At 61.3% G+C, this 15,096-nt stretch carries 15 protein-coding genes; 8 read left to right on the top strand and 7 right to left on the bottom strand.

Annotation, left to right across the window (positions count from 1 at the left end; genetic code table 11):
- Positions 1 to 191: 191 nt before the first annotated feature.
- Positions 192 to 2,450, top strand: coding sequence for an OmpA family protein (locus tag EV281_RS04685; protein WP_132651738.1), 2,259 nt, complete (start codon positions 192 to 194; stop codon positions 2,448 to 2,450).
- Positions 2,451 to 2,583: 133 nt separating this feature from the next.
- Here the strand turns inward: EV281_RS04685 and mobB are convergent, their stop codons facing one another.
- Genes mobB through EV281_RS04670 form a run of 3 tightly spaced genes read right to left on the bottom strand, consistent with a single transcriptional unit; the run spans position 2,584 to position 4,709 of the window.
- Positions 2,584 to 3,108 (bottom strand): molybdopterin-guanine dinucleotide biosynthesis protein B, encoded by a 525-nt coding sequence (mobB, locus tag EV281_RS04680; RefSeq protein WP_132651737.1) that lies wholly within the window; start codon positions 3,106 to 3,108, stop codon positions 2,584 to 2,586.
- A 31-nt stretch (positions 3,109 to 3,139) separates the two neighbouring features.
- Positions 3,140 to 3,769 carry a molybdenum cofactor guanylyltransferase MobA gene (gene mobA / locus EV281_RS04675; RefSeq protein WP_132651736.1) on the bottom strand — a complete coding sequence of 210 codons (630 nt, stop codon included), beginning with the start codon at positions 3,767 to 3,769 and terminating at the stop codon, positions 3,140 to 3,142.
- Between the two features lie 31 nt (positions 3,770 to 3,800).
- A complete protein-coding gene (locus EV281_RS04670) occupies positions 3,801 to 4,709 on the bottom strand; it encodes a DMT family transporter (protein WP_132651735.1) in 909 nt (302 codons plus the stop codon).
- 299 nt (positions 4,710 to 5,008) lie between these two features.
- Here EV281_RS04670 and EV281_RS04665 point away from each other — a divergent pair, with 299 nt between their 5' ends.
- Positions 5,009 to 7,564: a HAMP domain-containing methyl-accepting chemotaxis protein gene (locus EV281_RS04665; protein WP_132651734.1), complete on the top strand. Its 2,556-nt coding sequence runs from the start codon at positions 5,009 to 5,011 to the stop codon at positions 7,562 to 7,564.
- Between the two features lie 118 nt (positions 7,565 to 7,682).
- On the top strand, positions 7,683 to 7,889 hold the full coding sequence (locus tag EV281_RS04660; protein WP_132652011.1) for a CsbD family protein: 207 nt from the start codon (positions 7,683 to 7,685) through the stop codon (positions 7,887 to 7,889).
- Positions 7,890 to 7,996: 107 nt separating this feature from the next.
- Here the strand turns inward: EV281_RS04660 and moaA are convergent, their stop codons facing one another.
- Positions 7,997 to 9,043 carry a GTP 3',8-cyclase MoaA gene (gene moaA / locus EV281_RS04655; protein ID WP_132651733.1) on the bottom strand — a complete coding sequence of 349 codons (1,047 nt, stop codon included), beginning with the start codon at positions 9,041 to 9,043 and terminating at the stop codon, positions 7,997 to 7,999.
- A 135-nt stretch (positions 9,044 to 9,178) separates the two neighbouring features.
- On the opposite strand from moaA, the gene EV281_RS04650 reads away from it, so the two are divergent.
- Both EV281_RS04650 and EV281_RS04645 read left to right on the top strand, forming a co-directional pair.
- Positions 9,179 to 9,553, top strand: a complete 375-nt coding sequence (locus EV281_RS04650) for a DUF971 domain-containing protein (protein WP_132652010.1) — start codon at positions 9,179 to 9,181, stop codon at positions 9,551 to 9,553.
- A gap of 32 nt (positions 9,554 to 9,585) precedes the next feature.
- On the top strand, positions 9,586 to 10,773 hold the full coding sequence (locus EV281_RS04645; RefSeq protein WP_132651732.1) for a low temperature requirement protein A: 1,188 nt from the start codon (positions 9,586 to 9,588) through the stop codon (positions 10,771 to 10,773).
- A gap of 175 nt (positions 10,774 to 10,948) precedes the next feature.
- On the opposite strand, the gene EV281_RS04640 is transcribed toward EV281_RS04645, so the two are convergent.
- Positions 10,949 to 11,203 carry a hypothetical protein gene (locus tag EV281_RS04640; RefSeq protein WP_132651731.1) on the bottom strand — a complete coding sequence of 85 codons (255 nt, stop codon included), beginning with the start codon at positions 11,201 to 11,203 and terminating at the stop codon, positions 10,949 to 10,951.
- 135 nt (positions 11,204 to 11,338) lie between these two features.
- On the opposite strand from EV281_RS04640, the gene EV281_RS04635 reads away from it, so the two are divergent.
- Complete coding sequence (locus EV281_RS04635; protein ID WP_132651730.1) at positions 11,339 to 12,244, top strand: LysR family transcriptional regulator; 906 nt, start codon at positions 11,339 to 11,341, stop codon at positions 12,242 to 12,244.
- A gap of 88 nt (positions 12,245 to 12,332) precedes the next feature.
- On the opposite strand, the gene EV281_RS04630 is transcribed toward EV281_RS04635, so the two are convergent.
- The gene (locus EV281_RS04630) at positions 12,333 to 12,800 is read right to left on the bottom strand and encodes a MarR family transcriptional regulator (RefSeq protein WP_132651729.1); all 468 of its coding nucleotides are present in this window, start codon (positions 12,798 to 12,800) and stop codon (positions 12,333 to 12,335) included.
- Positions 12,801 to 12,845: 45 nt separating this feature from the next.
- Here EV281_RS04630 and EV281_RS04625 point away from each other — a divergent pair, with 45 nt between their 5' ends.
- The gene (locus tag EV281_RS04625) at positions 12,846 to 13,796 is read left to right on the top strand and encodes an alpha/beta fold hydrolase (RefSeq protein ID WP_132651728.1); all 951 of its coding nucleotides are present in this window, start codon (positions 12,846 to 12,848) and stop codon (positions 13,794 to 13,796) included.
- Positions 13,797 to 13,844: 48 nt separating this feature from the next.
- Positions 13,845 to 14,456 carry a pyridoxamine 5'-phosphate oxidase family protein gene (locus tag EV281_RS04620; RefSeq protein ID WP_132651727.1) on the top strand — a complete coding sequence of 204 codons (612 nt, stop codon included), beginning with the start codon at positions 13,845 to 13,847 and terminating at the stop codon, positions 14,454 to 14,456.
- Positions 14,457 to 14,565: 109 nt separating this feature from the next.
- Here EV281_RS04620 and EV281_RS04615 read toward each other — a convergent pair whose 3' ends face one another.
- A complete protein-coding gene (locus EV281_RS04615) occupies positions 14,566 to 14,964 on the bottom strand; it encodes a cupin domain-containing protein (RefSeq protein ID WP_132651726.1) in 399 nt (132 codons plus the stop codon).
- Positions 14,965 to 15,096 lie beyond the last annotated feature (132 nt).

Here is a 15,096-nt window from a genome sequence, read left to right as displayed (position 1 = left end):
ACCGATGGCCGGGCTGAGACCGACATGAATGTCACCCGACTGCGATGTTCAGGTGAGGTTAATCGCGCTTTTCCTAGCCTTCGGAACAAACCCGCATTTTACCAAGTTGGGCTTTGCTTGGTGCACAAAAAGCCGTGATTGCCGGGCAGTCAGCCCCGGTTGACGTTGAGACAAGAAAGAGGAAATCCCTGATGGGCATGAAATCCAGACTGTTTGCCAGTGCAGCCTTTCCGCTACTTTCCCTTGCCCTTGCGATGCCGCCAATGGGCGCTTACGCCGCAGTCAGCGGAGGGGTGCAAGGCGCAGTCCAACCCGTTGTCCAAGGAAGCTACGAGGTGGCGCAGGATGCGCCATCGGAAGAGGAGCTTCTGAAAAAGAAGAAGAAGCTGGAAGAGCAGCAGCAACAGCAGAAGGAGGCGCCAGCGGAAAAGCCCAGGCAGAGCGAAGCGCCTCAGGAAAAGCCGCAGATGCGTGAGGCACCTGCCGAGAACGCTCCGGAACAGAAACCCAAGCGTCAACGCGAGCCCGAACCGCAGGCCGCACCGGAGGCACAGCCGCCTGCCGCTGAAGAACCCGCCCGTCCGCGCAAGCGCCAGGCACAGCCTGAACAAGCAGCACCCGAGCAGCAGGCACCTGCCGCTGAGGAGCCGCAACGTCCGCGCCGCCAAAAGCAGGCACAGCCTGAGCCTCAGGCAGTACAGCCGCAAACCGAACAACAACCCCAAGCCGAGCAACCGAAGGCAGAACAGCCGAAGCGCCAGCGCGACCGTAAGCAGAACACCGAGCAGGCCGCGCCGGAAGCACAACCGCCGGCCGAACAAGCCCCGACAGCGGGCGAAGCTCAGCAGCCCGCTGAAAAGCCGCGCCAGCGCCAGAAGCCCACAACCGCCGAACAGCCGGCAGAGCAGACCCCGCAACAGTCTGCCGAGCCGCCGCAAGGTGGCAAGCAGGCGGCGCCCGGCGGCAAGAAGCTGCCTGCCACCGAGCAGCAGTCGGCACCATCAGGTGAGGCGCCCAAGCCGGCCGAGAAACCCGCAACGGCTGAACAGCCGGCCCCGGCGGAGAAGCCTGCGACAGCCGAAAAACCCGCCCCCGCTGAAAAACCTGCGACTGCCGAGAAGCCTGCCGCTGGCGAACAGCCGGCCACCGGTCAGGCCGTGCAGCCGGCACCCGGCCAGCAGCCGACAGCAATTGCGCCTCAGCCGGGAGAACAGCCGGCCGCCGGCGCGCCTCAGCAGACCGAACAGGCAATTCCAGCGCCCGAAAAGATCACGCCGCAGGAACTGCAGCGCCGCAAGGAGATCGCCAAGGATCCGGCCAAGAGCAACGAGACGATCGTTCTGCCGGTTGAGAACGGTGCCGCTGTTCTTGACAGCGACAAGGATGCCGATCGCAGCCAGGGCCAGCAAGGCCGCCGCAACCGCGACCGCCAGCGCGCCCAAAGCCAGGAAGTGCCACTGCCCAAATCGGATGCCCAGGCCCAAGTGTTCAGTGGCGAAGCGCAGCGTGCGCCGGTGCAGATGGAAGCCGTCACGCGTGAGGAGGGCCGTCGTATCGACAGCCGCCCGCAGTTCGCCCGGCCGGAAGGCGCAAATTACGGCGAGCAAACCAACGATAACCGTGTCATCATCCAGTTCGGCGACCGCACCGTGGTTCGCAGCGATGACGACCGCCGCTTCCTGCGCGACGGTGAACGGCCGACCTACGAGGAACTTTCGGGTGACCGCTACCGCGAGACGATCATCCGGCCCGAGGGCTATCGTATTGTGACGATTCGCAACCGCTACGGCGACATCATTCAGCGCTCGCGCATCGATGCCCGCGGCCGGGAAGACGTGCTCTACTACTCGCCCGAGCTCTACGAGGATCCGAATCGTGACTACTTCGAAGATCCGGGTGCAGACCTGCCGCCGATGCGCCTCAGCGTGCCGCTGGACGACTATATCATCGACACCAGCACCGAGCCGGATCGCGACTATTACGAGTTCCTGAGCGAGCCGCCGGTGGAGCCCGTCGAGCGTATCTATTCGCTGAATGAGGTGAAATATTCCGCTCGTATCCGCGACAAGGTGCGCCGTATCGATCTGGACACGATAACCTTCGCAACCGGCAGCGCGGAAGTTCCGATGAGCCAGGCCCGCACGCTGCGCAAGGTGGCCGATGCGATTAAGGAGATCCTCGACAAGAATGCCAGCGAGACCTTCCTGATCGAAGGCCACACGGATGCCGTGGGTTCGGCCCAGAGCAACCTGATCCTGTCCGACCAGCGCGCGGAATCAGTCGCCAATGTCCTGACGGATGTCTATGGCATTCCGGCTGAGAACCTTGCGACCCAGGGTTACGGCGAGCAGTATCTGAAGGTGAACACGCTGGGGCCGAACCAGGAGAACCGGCGCGTGACCATCCGGCGTGTGACGCCGCTGGTACGGCCGGTAGCGCAGAACAGGTAAGAATACCGATAAGTCGTGAGGGGCGGGGTCGTGAGGCCCCGCCCTTTTTTTTGGATTCTCTGGAAAGAGGCGAGGCTATGGCGTGAACAGAAAACGACACAGCCGATTCCGGAGGCCGTCTCACACCTGTCTCTCAAACACCAACCGGAGCCCCAAGCCCGACCATACGCGTCACGAAATCCGCGATCCCAACCGTATCATCGAGATCGAACACGGCCAGCTCGCCAGCATCTTCCACGGCATGATCTGCGGCAATCGCTACGATATGCGGATCCTCAGGCGCCAGAGGATCCCGCCTTGCCGCCTCCAGCCGTCGGGCCTCGATCTTCGGGATCGGCTCGCGCTTATAGCCTTCGATCAGCACGAGATCACACGGCGCCAGCCGGGCTAATATCTCCTCGCAGCTCGGTTCCGGCTCCCCGCGCAGCTCGTGCATGATGGCATAGCGGGTGCCGGAGACGATCGTCACCTCATGGGCGCCGGCCTGGCGGTGGCGGTAACTGTCGGCGCCGACCTTGTCTATGTCGAAATCGTGGTGGGCGTGCTTGATGGTGGAGATGCGATAGCCGCGGCGGGTGAACTCCTCGACGAGGCGGACCGCAAGGCCGGTCTTGCCGGAATTCTTCCAGCCGGCGATGCCGAAGATCTTATGTGCCATCCGCCCATCCTCCCTCATATGCCCATCTTCGTTATCCTCCGAGTGCCTCCAGCCAGCGTTCCGCCTCCATTAAATCATCCGGCGTGTTGATGTTGAAGAAGGGATCGAGAAGGCTGGCGCGGGTCGGATGCAGCGGGAAGGGTACTTCCGTGGCGTGATGACGTAAGAGGAAGTCGCGAACGCGGCGTTTGCCGTCATTCTCCACCCATTCTTCCAAATCGGTGGCGAGCGCGGTCGGCCAGAGGCCAAAGATCGGATGGCTGCGGCCCTCGGAAGCGGCAATGGCGATCTGCTCCGGATGATCGATGGCAGCGGCAAGCCGGCTGACGAGATCGGCCGGGAAGAAGGGGCAATCGACTGAGACAGTAACGACATGGGTGGCGGGGAGGCCTGACCCATAGACCATCGCAGCATGAATGCCGGCCATCGGCCCAGCCTTGCCGGGAATGCGGTCGGAGATGACAGGCAGGCCGTGGCCAGCGTCGTCATCGGCATTGATGGCGATGTGGGCCGCCTGTGGCGAAAGGCGGGAGACGACATGATCGAGCAGGCTGCGACCGCCGAGTATCACGGCTGCCTTATCGCGGCCCATGCGGGAGGAGCGGCCGCCTGCCAGCACGACGCCCGGAATGGCCGATCTGTCGAGCGTAAAATCAGTCATGGCGATACCTCGATCCTACACGGGCGACATCTCATACAGGCGAGCGGGGCGCCGATTCCTGGGCGACCGGCGGCACGTGGCGCTTGGCCTCACGATAGAATGTATAGAGGCCGGAGGCGATAACGATGGCGGCACCGACAAGCGTCCAGAAATCAGGCACTTCCGCAAAGAAGAAAAAGCCGAGCAAAGCGGAGAAGATCAGACTCGTATAACGGAAGGGCGCCACAAAAGAGATTTCGCCGGTGCGCATGGCAACGATGACCGACTGGTAGCCGACGAGCACGAGCACGGAGGCAAGAAGCAGATGCGACAGCGAGGTGGCGCTGACCGGCTCCCAGCCGCCGAGGAAGGGTATCATCAGCGCGCCGAATATCCCGACCGATATGGCCGTCACCGTCGTGATCATCAGCGAGGGGATGTCCTTGCTAATGCTGCGGGTAGCGAGATCGCGGCCAGCCGTCGAAGCCACACTGCCGACGCAGAGCAGCGCGGCGGCGGTAAAGCCTTCCGGTCCGGGGCGAATGATGATCATGACGCCGACGAGGCCGACGAGGATCGCCATCCAGCGCCGCCAGCCCACCGGCTCCTTGAAGAAAAGCGCAGCGCCGAAAGTGACGACCAGCGGCAGAGATTGCAGGATCGCCGAGGCGTTGGCGATCGGCATCATGCCGAGCGCGGTAATGTAGGTGACGGCAGCGATGATCTCGCAGGCGATACGCAGCGCAATTACCGGTTTGACCATGATGCGCCAGGGACGCAACGCGCCGAACTTCCAGGCGATGAGATAGACGAGGATGCTGGTGAAGAGGCCGCGCAGGAACATGATCTCGCCGGCATTCATATAGGCTATGACGGATTTGGAAAGTGCGTCGCTCGAGGAGAAGCCCGCCATCGCCATGCTCATAAAGATGGCGCCTTCGGTATTGCGTGATCGCGGCATGCTGGAGAATCCCTTACCTTACAGGCTCTTTTAGAAGGGAACGACGGCCAAGGGAATCGGAGGAATGCCACACCTGAAATAATTCGTTGCTGCAGTGCGGTGCAACCGAACGTGAGGGAAAGCAGATGCGGCAAATATTAGAAAAATAAGGATGATTCCCAGATCTGTCGGTTGCGGATTAAGGTTGTATCAACCGATTCAGCCAAAGATACGACCACTCTCCATGATGGAGTGTGCCGCCGAGCCATCCGGAATGATTGTGGAATGGACGGTACCATCGTTTCAAGGCGCCGCTCCCCATGCACTTCATCGACCGTCTCCTGCAAAGCCGTCGTATCGTCACCAAGGTCCTGCTCTTCGTCATCCCGCTCGTCGCGCTGATCGCCGGCGTCGGTATCCTTGGTTACCACACGGCCAATATCCTGAACGGTCATATGACGGTGACCCGCGCAACGATCGAAAACATTTCCGATTTCGAGAACCTCCAGGCCGCGCTGCAGGAATTCGTCTCCGATCCCTCGGATGCGAGCAAGGCCGATTTCGGCAAGGCGATCGATGCGCAGGAAAACGGCGTGGTGCGTCTGAACGGCCTCCTGAAGACCGACAACCAGCGCAGCCAGCTCACCGAAGTCAGCAGCCTTGCATCTGCCATGCGCAGGCAGCAGGAAACGCTGTGGAGTCTGCGCCAGAATGAGAATGCGAGTGTTGCGACGATCACTAGGACGCTGCAGACAATCTCGGCTGCGGCCGACGAAGCCGGCGGACAGGCCGATATCGTGCGCAAGGATTTTACCGACAAGGAAGTCTTCGCCAAGGCGCTGCTTTACGATACCGTCGCCTTCAAGTCGCTGACCGACATCATGGGCGCGATGCGCGTCGATATCCAGATGGGCTTCACGCCCGACGAGCAGGTGGAGGCAGCCCAGCAGCATATGGCCGAGATCCGGAAACAGCTCGGTGTCGCAAGCGGCATGGTCTCCAAGGACGGCATGCCGCTGATCGAGCAGCTCGCCAGTACCGCGGACAAGCTCGATGCACTGCTGAAGGGCAATGGCACGCCGGATGAGAAGGCGACAAGCATGGCGCCGCTTCTTACCGGCTTCGTCAATACCGAAGGGCAGATGACGCTGCAGTCGGCCAAGAACAGCGATACGGCGTCCGCCCGCTTCGTCAGCCTCGACAAGAGCATTGCCGAACAACGCGAATTGCTGAACGCGGTCGATCAAGTGCGCGACATCGCCGATCGTCTGCAGGTGCATGTCAGTCAGATGCTGAGCGCGCGTGTCGGTGCTTCGCGTGACGTGGTTCTCGCCGATCTCAAGACGCTCACCGAAACCGCAAAGAAGATTTCCGCGCTCGGCGCCAAGGACAACGTGCTGAAAGCCTTCGCTGACAAGATCGCCCCGGCCGCCGCCTCGCTGGCCTCAGGTTCGGCCGACATGCTGAAAGCAGCAGCCGACTGGAAGGCTGCCCGCCAGCAATCCTCCGAAATCCTCTCCGGCGCCATGGCCTCGCTGCGCCAGTTCGTCAGCCAGGCGCAGGAGCTCGGCAAGGAAGACAGCGAGCGTTCGGCCCAGGTTTCCGTCTTTGCAATGATCCTTGGGACGCTGCTTGCGATCGTCGGCGGCCTAATGCTGGTCGAGACGCTGCGCGGCCCGCTGAAGCGCGTTTCCGACGTGATGACGCGGCTTGCCGATGGCGATCTCGAAGTCGCCATCGAAGGCCGCAACCGCGGTGATGAAATCGGCGACATGGTGCGCTCGGTCGCCGTTTTCCGCGATGCGGCGGTCGAAAATGTCAGGCTTGAGAAGGAAGCCGAAAGCGCGCGTGCATTGTCTGCCGACGAGGCCAACCGCCGCGCCGCCGAGCGCGCCCGCATCGAGGCCGAACAGAAGCACGCGTTGAACGCGCTCTCCGACGTGCTTCAGCAGCTTGCCCAAGGCAATCTGGAGACCGGCATGCGCAACGATCTTGCCGCTGATTTCGTCGAGATGGCCGATACCTATAACCACGCCGTCGAGGCGCTGCGCCAGACACTGTCGGATGTTCGCTCCGCGACCGTCGAGATCAAGGGCGGCACGGGCAACCTGGCATCCTCGGCGGACGATCTTGCCCGCCGGACCGAACAGCAGGCGGCAGCATTGGAAGAAAGCTCACGGGCGCTGCGTCACCTGAGCGATGTCGTGCGCTCCACCGCCGACCGCGCCAAGCAGACGGCGCAGTCCGTCGATGCGACCCAGGCTTTCGCCAGCCGCTCCGGCGAGATTGTCGCCAAGGCGGTCGATGCCATGGGCGAGATCAACCGCTCCTCGGAAAAGATCGCGACCATTATCGGTGTGATCGACGAGATCGCCTTCCAGACGAACCTTCTGGCGCTGAATGCCGGCGTCGAAGCAGCGCGCGCCGGCGAGGCGGGCCGCGGCTTTGCGGTCGTAGCACAGGAAGTGCGGGAACTGGCGCAACGCTGCGCCAAGGCCGCCCGCGAGATCAAGGAACTCATCTCGGCAAGCTCCGGCCAGGTTCAGAGCGGCGTGCAGCTCGTCGAGGAAACCGGCCAGGCGCTCGCCGAAATCATCGCCCATGTCGGCGGCGTGCAGCGGCTCGTCGCCGAGATTTCGGCGGCCACCGGCGAACAGTCGACCGGTCTGCATGAAGTCAGCAAGGCGGTTCATGACGTCGAACTCATCACCCAGCAGAATGCAGCGATGGTGGAAGAGAACAATGCCGAGATCCAGGGCCTGCGCCAGCGTGTCGACATGCTCTCGGAAAAGGTCGACCGCTTCCGCACCGGCGATGACGGCGAGGTGCATGGCAATAGCCGCGCCGAGGGCCGCTGGTCGGGCCGGGCTGCGTAAGCAGTCGCGTCAGGAATGATATCCGAGAACCCGCGGTGCTCGCATCGCGGGTTTTTCTTTTGAACAATTAGGCGGTCCGGTCGTTTTCAGATCATGTCCAACGAAGGAGAAGACCGTGATGGATTGGAACCGTGTTGAAGGCAACTGGAAGCAGATGAAGGGCAAGGTCAAGGAACAGTGGGGCAGGCTTACTGACGATGACCTCGACCAGATCAACGGGCGTCGCGAGCAGCTCGAAGGCAAGCTGCAGGAACGCTATGGCTACGAAAAGGACCGCGTCCGCAGTGATGTGGACAGCTGGTACAGCCGCCAGACCTGGCACTGATACAATTGGATTTCAGAAGAACCCCATCTGTATGATCTGGCCCCGCTTTTTGCGGGGCTTTTTCGTGGAAGACAGAGCGCCAAAGCGGGAGGTCGCTCTGCCATCGATCAGCCCCCGGTCACACTCATATGCCGGGCGACAGCAGGCCGCTTGTGGGTGCGGTCGATGATGAAATCGTGGCCTTTGGGCTTGCGGGTAATCGCCTCGTCGATCGCCGCATGCAGCAGGCCATCGTCTTCGGTGGCGCGCAGCGCCGATCGCAGGTCGGCGGCGTCGTTCTGGCCGAGGCACATGTAGAGCGTTCCGGTGCAGGTCAGCCGTACCCGGTTGCAGCTCTCGCAGAAATTATGGGTAAGCGGGGTGATGAAGCCGAGCCGGCCGCCGGTTTCCGCGACCCTCACATACCGGGCAGGGCCGCCGGTCTGGTAGTCGATATCGGCGAGGGTGAACTGCTGTTCCAGATCGGCTCTGAGTTTCGACAGCGGCAGATACTGGTCGGTGCGGTCTTCCTCGATCTCGCCCATCGGCATGGTTTCGATGACGGTCAGATCCATGCCGCGGCCATGCGCGAAACGCAGCATGTCGGGTATTTCCGTCTCGTTGAAACCTTTCAGCGCCACGGCATTGAGCTTGATCTTCAAGCCCGCCTTCTGGGCGGCATCGATGCCTTCCATCACCTTGGCGAAATCGCCCCAGCGAGTGATCTTGCGGAATTTGTCCGGATCGAGCGTGTCGAGCGAGACATTGATGCGGCGCACGCCGCACTCATAGAGTTCTTCGGCATGACGGGCGAGCTGCGAGCCGTTGGTGGTGAGCGTCAGCTCGTCGAGGCCCGAACCAATCTGGCGGCCGAGCTGACGTACCAGATACATGATGTTCTTGCGCACCAGGGGCTCGCCGCCGGTCAGCCGGATCTTGCGTACACCCTTGGCGATGAAGGCGGAACAGAGCCGGTCGAGCTCTTCCAGCGTCAAGAGATCCTTCTTAGGCAGGAAGGTCATATTTTCCGCCATGCAATAGGTGCAGCGGAAATCGCAGCGGTCGGTGACAGAGACGCGCAGATAGGTGACCGCACGTCCGAAGGGATCGATCATCGGAGTTTTATCCGAAACCATCGGGTAGGCATCACCAATCGTTCCAACACTCGTATTCACGTCCGTCTCCATACTCATTTCAATGTGGCATATGCTATTGTGGCGTCAAGGGAAACAGGCCGCGGGGCCAAGCCAAATTGAGCTTGCGCTGAAAAAGATCAACGCCTACTCCTCGCATGAGAAGAGGACATAATGATGAGCGATATCTGGCCGACCGAAATCAGGGTTTCGAAAGACCGCCAGAGGCTGGTGGTAAGCTTCAACGACGGGCAAAGCTTTCATCTTTCGGCTGAGCTTCTGCGCGTCTTGTCGCCGTCCGCCGAAGTGCAGGGCCACGGGCCAGGGCAGAAAGTCACGGTGCCGGGCAAGCGCAACATCACCATCATCTCCGTCGTACCCACGGGCAATTATGCCGTGCGCATCGGCTTCGACGACATGCACGATACCGGCATCTATACGTGGACCTATCTGCGCGAACTCGGCGAGCGCGCATTCGAGCTCTTTTCAGCTTATGAGGAAGAGCTGAAGGCAAAGGGGATGAGTCGGGACGTGGCGGAAAAGCCGCGCTGATATCAACTGGCACGACGGGGGAAATGGGGCACATGACGGAAACGCACAACGAGAGCTGGCTGAGAGCCCATGGGCATACCGGCAGCAGGGTCACATTCCTGGAACTCTTCTTCGATCTCGTTTTCGTCTTTTCCGTCTCCCAGCTCTCGCATGCGCTATTTGCGCATTACACGCTGCTCGGCGCCGTCGAAGCGGCTCTGATGATGTTTGCCGTCTGGTGGGTCTGGATCTTCACCGCATGGGTGACGAACTGGCTCGACCCGGAACGCATGCCAGTGCGATCCATGTTGATCGTGCTGATGCTGCTCGGCCTTGTTCTCTCGGCCTCCATTCCGGAGGCCTTCGGCGATAAGGGCCTGCTTTTCGCCTCGGCCTATGTGCTGATGCAGGTCGGCCGCTCGGCCTTCACCACCTATGCGATGCGGGCCGCAGGCCGCTCGGCCACGATCAACTTCGTGCGCATCACCACCTACCTTGCCGTAGCCGGCGTGTTCTGGATATCAGGCGGGCTTCTGGAGCACGAGGCGCGGCTGACCTGCTGGGTGATCGCGCTTCTGATCGAATATTGCGGCCCAGCCTTAGGCTTTGCTGTGCCGGGCCTCGGCAAGTCGAAGACCGAGGAATGGGACGTTTCCGGTGCGCATATGGCGGAGCGCTGCGCGCTCTTCATCATCATCTGCCTCGGCGAAGCGATCCTGGTGTCCGGCCGCACCTTCTCCGAAATGGAATTCTCGGTCATGACCGGCGTCGTCTTCCTGATCGGCTTCGTCGGCACGGTCGCCATGTGGTGGCTCTATTTCCGCTTCGGCCATCAGCGGGCGGCCCACCGCATCGAACATGCCGATACACCGGGAAGCCTTGCGCGGCAGGCCTTCACCTATGCGCATATCCCGATCCTGGCCGGCATCATCGTCCATGCGGTGGCGGTGGAGTTCATGTTCGAACATCCGCATGAGACCGGCAATCTCGCGATCGCCGCCTCCGTGCTCGGCGGCTCCGGACTCTTTCTGATCGGTAATCTCTGGTTCAAGGGGGCGACCAGCGGACGGATGCCGCTCTCGCATCTCGCCGGCATCGTCATCCTGATCCTCTGCGCCTTCGCGGCTCCGTTCGTGCAGGTCTATGTGATGGGCATTCTGGCGGCGCTGGTGCTGATCATCGTAGCCGCTTGGGAATACCGATCGCTGACACGCGGTCCGGCCGGACCGGTGCTGCACTAGGGTTCGGCGTCCCGAACCGGGCCTGCCACCCGAACGATGCAGGCGACAAGCCCATCGGCGAAGCGTGGTATCGCTACAGCATCGGCCCGAAAATCGGAACCGATTTCGGATTCAAAGACTTAGAATCCTTTCTGCATCCAAATGGACGCATGGCGCGCTAAGTCTCGACGCATTCCTATTTGAATTCGCCATATGTGTAGGCTTCCTCGTAGATGTCGGGACTGGAGGAATCGACCATCTCCCGCAGTTTCTCGATGTGGCTCCGCAATTCGGCGCTTCCCATGATTGCTTCCTGGGCTTCGACCGATTCAAATTGGCTGACCAGGACCGCCTTCGTGCCTTCCCGGTTGCGATACATCCGGCCTCCCACGAGGCCGGCCAAGCATCGCGACATCGCGAACTCTCTCTGCAGGGAAATGAACTCGTCCATCCGCCCCGATTTGATTCCGAATGTCCCAATCGTAGCAACTCTTGTCATATTCGCCTCCATGCTCTTGCGAACATACAGTGCAGCATCACATTCGTTCTTGCCAGTTATGTTTCATGAGGGATATGCTCACCAACCGTGAGCTTAACCCATATCGATCTCAACCTTCTCGTCACTCTTGACGCGGTGCTTACCGAAGGCAGCGTGGCGCGCGCCGCAGAGCGCCTGCATGTGACTCCCTCGGCAGTCAGCAACGCGCTCGCCAGATTGCGAACATTCATTGGCGATCCGCTCGTTGTCCGCAGCGGGCGTGGGGTTGTGGCGACGCCGCGTGGTTTGGAGCTTGCGCCTGCACTCAAGAGCGCGCTTGAGGAGCTTAAACGCGCGGTACAGAGCCAGGCCTTCGATCCGGCGACAACCACACGTCAGTTCACAATCGCAGTTTCCGATGCCGGGCAGATTTCTTGGCTTCCTGCTTTTGGTCGACTGATGTCCTCCGAAATGCCTCGTGCCCGACTTCGTATCGTCGGCATCGACACCTACCTGTCCCTTGGCGGCCCTCCAAGCACCGAGGTAGACGTTGCGATTGCCGCTATTGAAGACACGGCGCCAGGGGTTCACATCTCGCCCCTTCGCAGCGAGACAAGCGTGCTCGTAGCGCGGCGCAGCCATCCGAGCGCAGGAGAACGCATCACCAAGGCTCGGTTGTCGAAGCTCGAGCATGTCGAGGTACAGGTGGCGCCGGGTCGCGGTTACCGCGGACTGGCACGACTTTATGCCGATGCCGGCATCGAGCGCCATGTCGCCATGACAGTCCCGAGCTTTGTCGCAGCCGCGGCTGTCGCGGCTGAAACGGATTTCGTGGCCACGCTTCCGGCAAACTTGGTCGATGTCTTTCAAGAGCAATTCGGCCTCAGCGTTCTTAAAGCGCCGGCGCCGACACTGAAAACTGCCGTAAACCTGATCTGGCACGACAGAACGAACGACGATCCGGCCTCCCGTGCATTTCGATTACTCATAGGCAGGTCGTTCGGTCGATCGTAATCCTGCGGGCGGCGATTGACGACCTCGGTGGCGGAGCGGGGTGTCATCCGAAATCCCATATGATCCGGCATCCCGCTCCAGTTTCTAGCTATTCCTCGTCCCTCAAGTCCTGCAGCAGCACACCGATGATGCGCTCCATCGAATCGGCGGTTGCCATGCATTGCTCGATCGGCTCGGCAGACAATGTGCGCTCGATGAGGGCCGTCTGGATGGCCATGGCCTCTTCGGTCAGCTTGCGGCCTTCGGGTGTGAGGTGCAGGCGCAGTACGCGCTTGTCGCGCTCGTCGTCGCGGCGGATGATAAGCCCGCGCTTTTCCATCTGTGGCAGCAGCATGCTCATGTTGGAGCGGCCGACCAGCAGCTTTCTTGCCAGTTCCTGCTGCGAAATGCCTTCGAAGCGGTAGAGATTGACGAGAATATCGAGATGCGGCGGCTTGATGTCGAGATCGGAAAGCGAGCGGGCCAGGGACTGCTGCATGAGCTGGCAGGCGCGAGCCACCGCGATCCAGCTTCTAAAACGCGGATGATCCCAGGGCAGGGATTGATTTTTGTTCATCGTTGTACTTTATTGTTCAGTGTTGAACATTATCGGATTCCCATCATGGCAAACTTTACGCTTGAGGTCACGCGCCTCGGATTTTCGCTCATGCAATCCGTTTCTCCGCGTCTGGCCGGCGAGGCGGCCTTCCGGCTGTTCTGCCGCACACCCTCTGCAAGGCCGAAAGGAGGGAAGGCGAAGGCCGCCCATGCTGCTGGCGTCGCCAAGCTTGCCGGTGCTGAACAGTTCACGTTGCCGGTCGATGGCAGGCGTGCCCATGCTTACCGGCTGAACGGCGGAGCACTCGGCCGGCGCAAGCGCTATCTCGTCACCCATGGCTGGGGCTCCGGCATGGCCTATATGGCCGATCTCGTGACGATGCTGGCGGCCACGGGTGCGGAAGTGATCGCGCTCGATTTTCCCGGCCATGGCCGCGCCGGCGGTCGCTTCCTGCATATGGCGCTGGCGGTGAAAGCAATCGCTGCAGCCGAGGGGCGGTTCGGCCGCTTCGATGCGGTCATCGGCCATTCCTTCGGCGGGGCGGCGCTCATGGTTTCAGCCTCCGCCATCCTGCCTGACGTCAAGCCGGTCTCGGCCGAGCGTTTGGTGCTGATCGGTTCGCCGAGCGAAATGCAATGGTTGTTTACGGATTTCGGCCGGATGCTGCGGCTGAAGCCGGCCGCGCAGGCAGCCCTTGAAGATGTCGTGCAGCGGATAACCGGGCGGAGACTTGAGGATTTCGACGCCGGCAAGAAGGCGGCAAACATCGGCAAACCGGTGCTCGTCATCCATGCAGAGGACGACAAGGAAGTCGGTGCCGCCCATGCACGGCGCTATGCGGCCTCGGGCAATCATGTTCGGCTTTCCTGGGCGAACGGCTTCGGCCATCGCCGCATCATCTCGGCAGGGCCGGTGCTCAATGAAGTCGTTGCCTTTCTTGCCGAAGAAGACATCAAGAAAGATGCTGAGATCATTCCGATTTTTGAGCTTCCGGCGCGCCGCGCATCGGTGTAGCGTCCGCCCGGTCGCAGGTCAGGCGGCGGGCAGCATGGCGGGATATGGATGAAAATCATCAGCACGATCGAAGAGCTCAACGAAATCTATGGCGGGGGGCTTTCACAGGCGTCCGTCGATAAGGTAACGAAGAAGCTGACACCGCTCTATCGCGGGATGATCGAGGCTTCGCCCTTCGTGGCGCTGGCCACCGTCGGCCCGGAAGGGCTCGATTGTTCGCCGCGCGGCGATATCGGCGGCGTGGTACGCATCATCGACGATGCGACCCTGCATCTGCCCGACTGGCGCGGCAACAACCGCGTCGATTCGCTCTCCAACATCGTACGCGATCCGCGCCTGTCGCTGATGTTCCTCATTCCCGGCTCCAATACGGTAATGCGCATCAACGGCCGCGGCGTCGTCTCCAATGACGAGGCGCTGCTCAAGAGCTTCGAGATGGAGGGCAAACATCCGCGCACGGTCATCGTCATCGATATCGTTGAGGTTTATTTCCAGTGCGCTCGCGCCGTCATACGTGCCGAGTTGTGGAATACCGATCATTTCGTCGACCCGGCCAAATTGCCGACGCCCGGCCAGATGCTGAAGGACGCGGTCGGCGATTTCGATCATGAGACCTACGACCGCGAATGGCCGGCGCGCGCAGCCAAGACGATGTGGTGAGGTGAGGGCGTCACCGTATGGTGACGCTGGATCGTGCTGATCACGGTTCTGTTCGCCGAGCCCGTGGCGGCGGCGAGAGGCGAGGTGGTCCCGCATCTTCCGCCTCCGGTTATTTTTCCGGCACGACGAGCGGCGAGCCCTTGGTGACGATATAGGTCGCCAGTTCCGAAGCCTTGCCATTGCCGACATTCCTTGCCGAATGGGCAACGCCCGAGGGGATGAAGAGCGACTGCCCGGCCTGAAGCGTCACCGGTGTCTCGCCATCGAGCTGATATTCCAGCGAACCTTCGAGGACATGAGCGATCTCTTCGCCCGGATGGTGATGTCTGGGGGCGAGGGCGCCAGGGGCGAAATCGACGCGGACCTGGACGGCCTCATGGCCGGGCACGTCAATATCGTTCTGCACCAGATCGGTACGCTGAATGGGCTCTTCGGCGCTGGCCTTGGTCAGCTGCATTGCGCCGGCAACAATCAGTGCGCCCGCTGCCATGATCATGATGGTCCTCATCGGTCTATCCTTCCGTCAGATTGGTTGAAACCCCTTGGGGCGACGAGGGCCATTTGAACAGGGGAATGAATGGGGAATGTTTCCGCCATCAGGGCTTTTTGTATCGCAATGTATCTGCGCGAAAACCAATGG

Source organism: Rhizobium sp. BK418 (assembly GCF_004341105.1).
Lineage (GTDB): Bacteria > Pseudomonadota > Alphaproteobacteria > Rhizobiales > Rhizobiaceae > Rhizobium.
Note: the sequence above shows the minus strand (reverse complement) of the source record. Positions and strands in the feature narration are given on the sequence as shown.

Excerpts from the sequence above, each read along its gene's own strand:
- EV281_RS04685 (WP_132651738.1), top strand. The coding sequence starts at position 192 with ATGGGCATGAAATCCAGACTGTTTGCCAGTGCAGCCTTTCCGCTACTT.
- mobB (WP_132651737.1), bottom strand. The coding sequence starts at position 3,108 with ATGGCACATAAGATCTTCGGCATCGCCGGCTGGAAGAATTCCGGCAAG.
- mobA (WP_132651736.1), bottom strand. The coding sequence starts at position 3,769 with ATGACTGATTTTACGCTCGACAGATCGGCCATTCCGGGCGTCGTGCTG.
- EV281_RS04670 (WP_132651735.1), bottom strand. The coding sequence starts at position 4,709 with ATGCCGCGATCACGCAATACCGAAGGCGCCATCTTTATGAGCATGGCG.
- EV281_RS04665 (WP_132651734.1), top strand. The coding sequence starts at position 5,009 with ATGCACTTCATCGACCGTCTCCTGCAAAGCCGTCGTATCGTCACCAAG.
- EV281_RS04660 (WP_132652011.1), top strand. The coding sequence starts at position 7,683 with ATGGATTGGAACCGTGTTGAAGGCAACTGGAAGCAGATGAAGGGCAAG.
- EV281_RS04650 (WP_132652010.1), top strand. The coding sequence starts at position 9,179 with ATGAGCGATATCTGGCCGACCGAAATCAGGGTTTCGAAAGACCGCCAG.
- EV281_RS04645 (WP_132651732.1), top strand. The coding sequence starts at position 9,586 with ATGACGGAAACGCACAACGAGAGCTGGCTGAGAGCCCATGGGCATACC.
- EV281_RS04640 (WP_132651731.1), bottom strand. The coding sequence starts at position 11,203 with ATGGACGAGTTCATTTCCCTGCAGAGAGAGTTCGCGATGTCGCGATGC.
- EV281_RS04630 (WP_132651729.1), bottom strand. The coding sequence starts at position 12,800 with ATGAACAAAAATCAATCCCTGCCCTGGGATCATCCGCGTTTTAGAAGC.
- EV281_RS04625 (WP_132651728.1), top strand. The coding sequence starts at position 12,846 with ATGGCAAACTTTACGCTTGAGGTCACGCGCCTCGGATTTTCGCTCATG.
- EV281_RS04620 (WP_132651727.1), top strand. The coding sequence starts at position 13,845 with ATGAAAATCATCAGCACGATCGAAGAGCTCAACGAAATCTATGGCGGG.
- EV281_RS04615 (WP_132651726.1), bottom strand. The coding sequence starts at position 14,964 with ATGAGGACCATCATGATCATGGCAGCGGGCGCACTGATTGTTGCCGGC.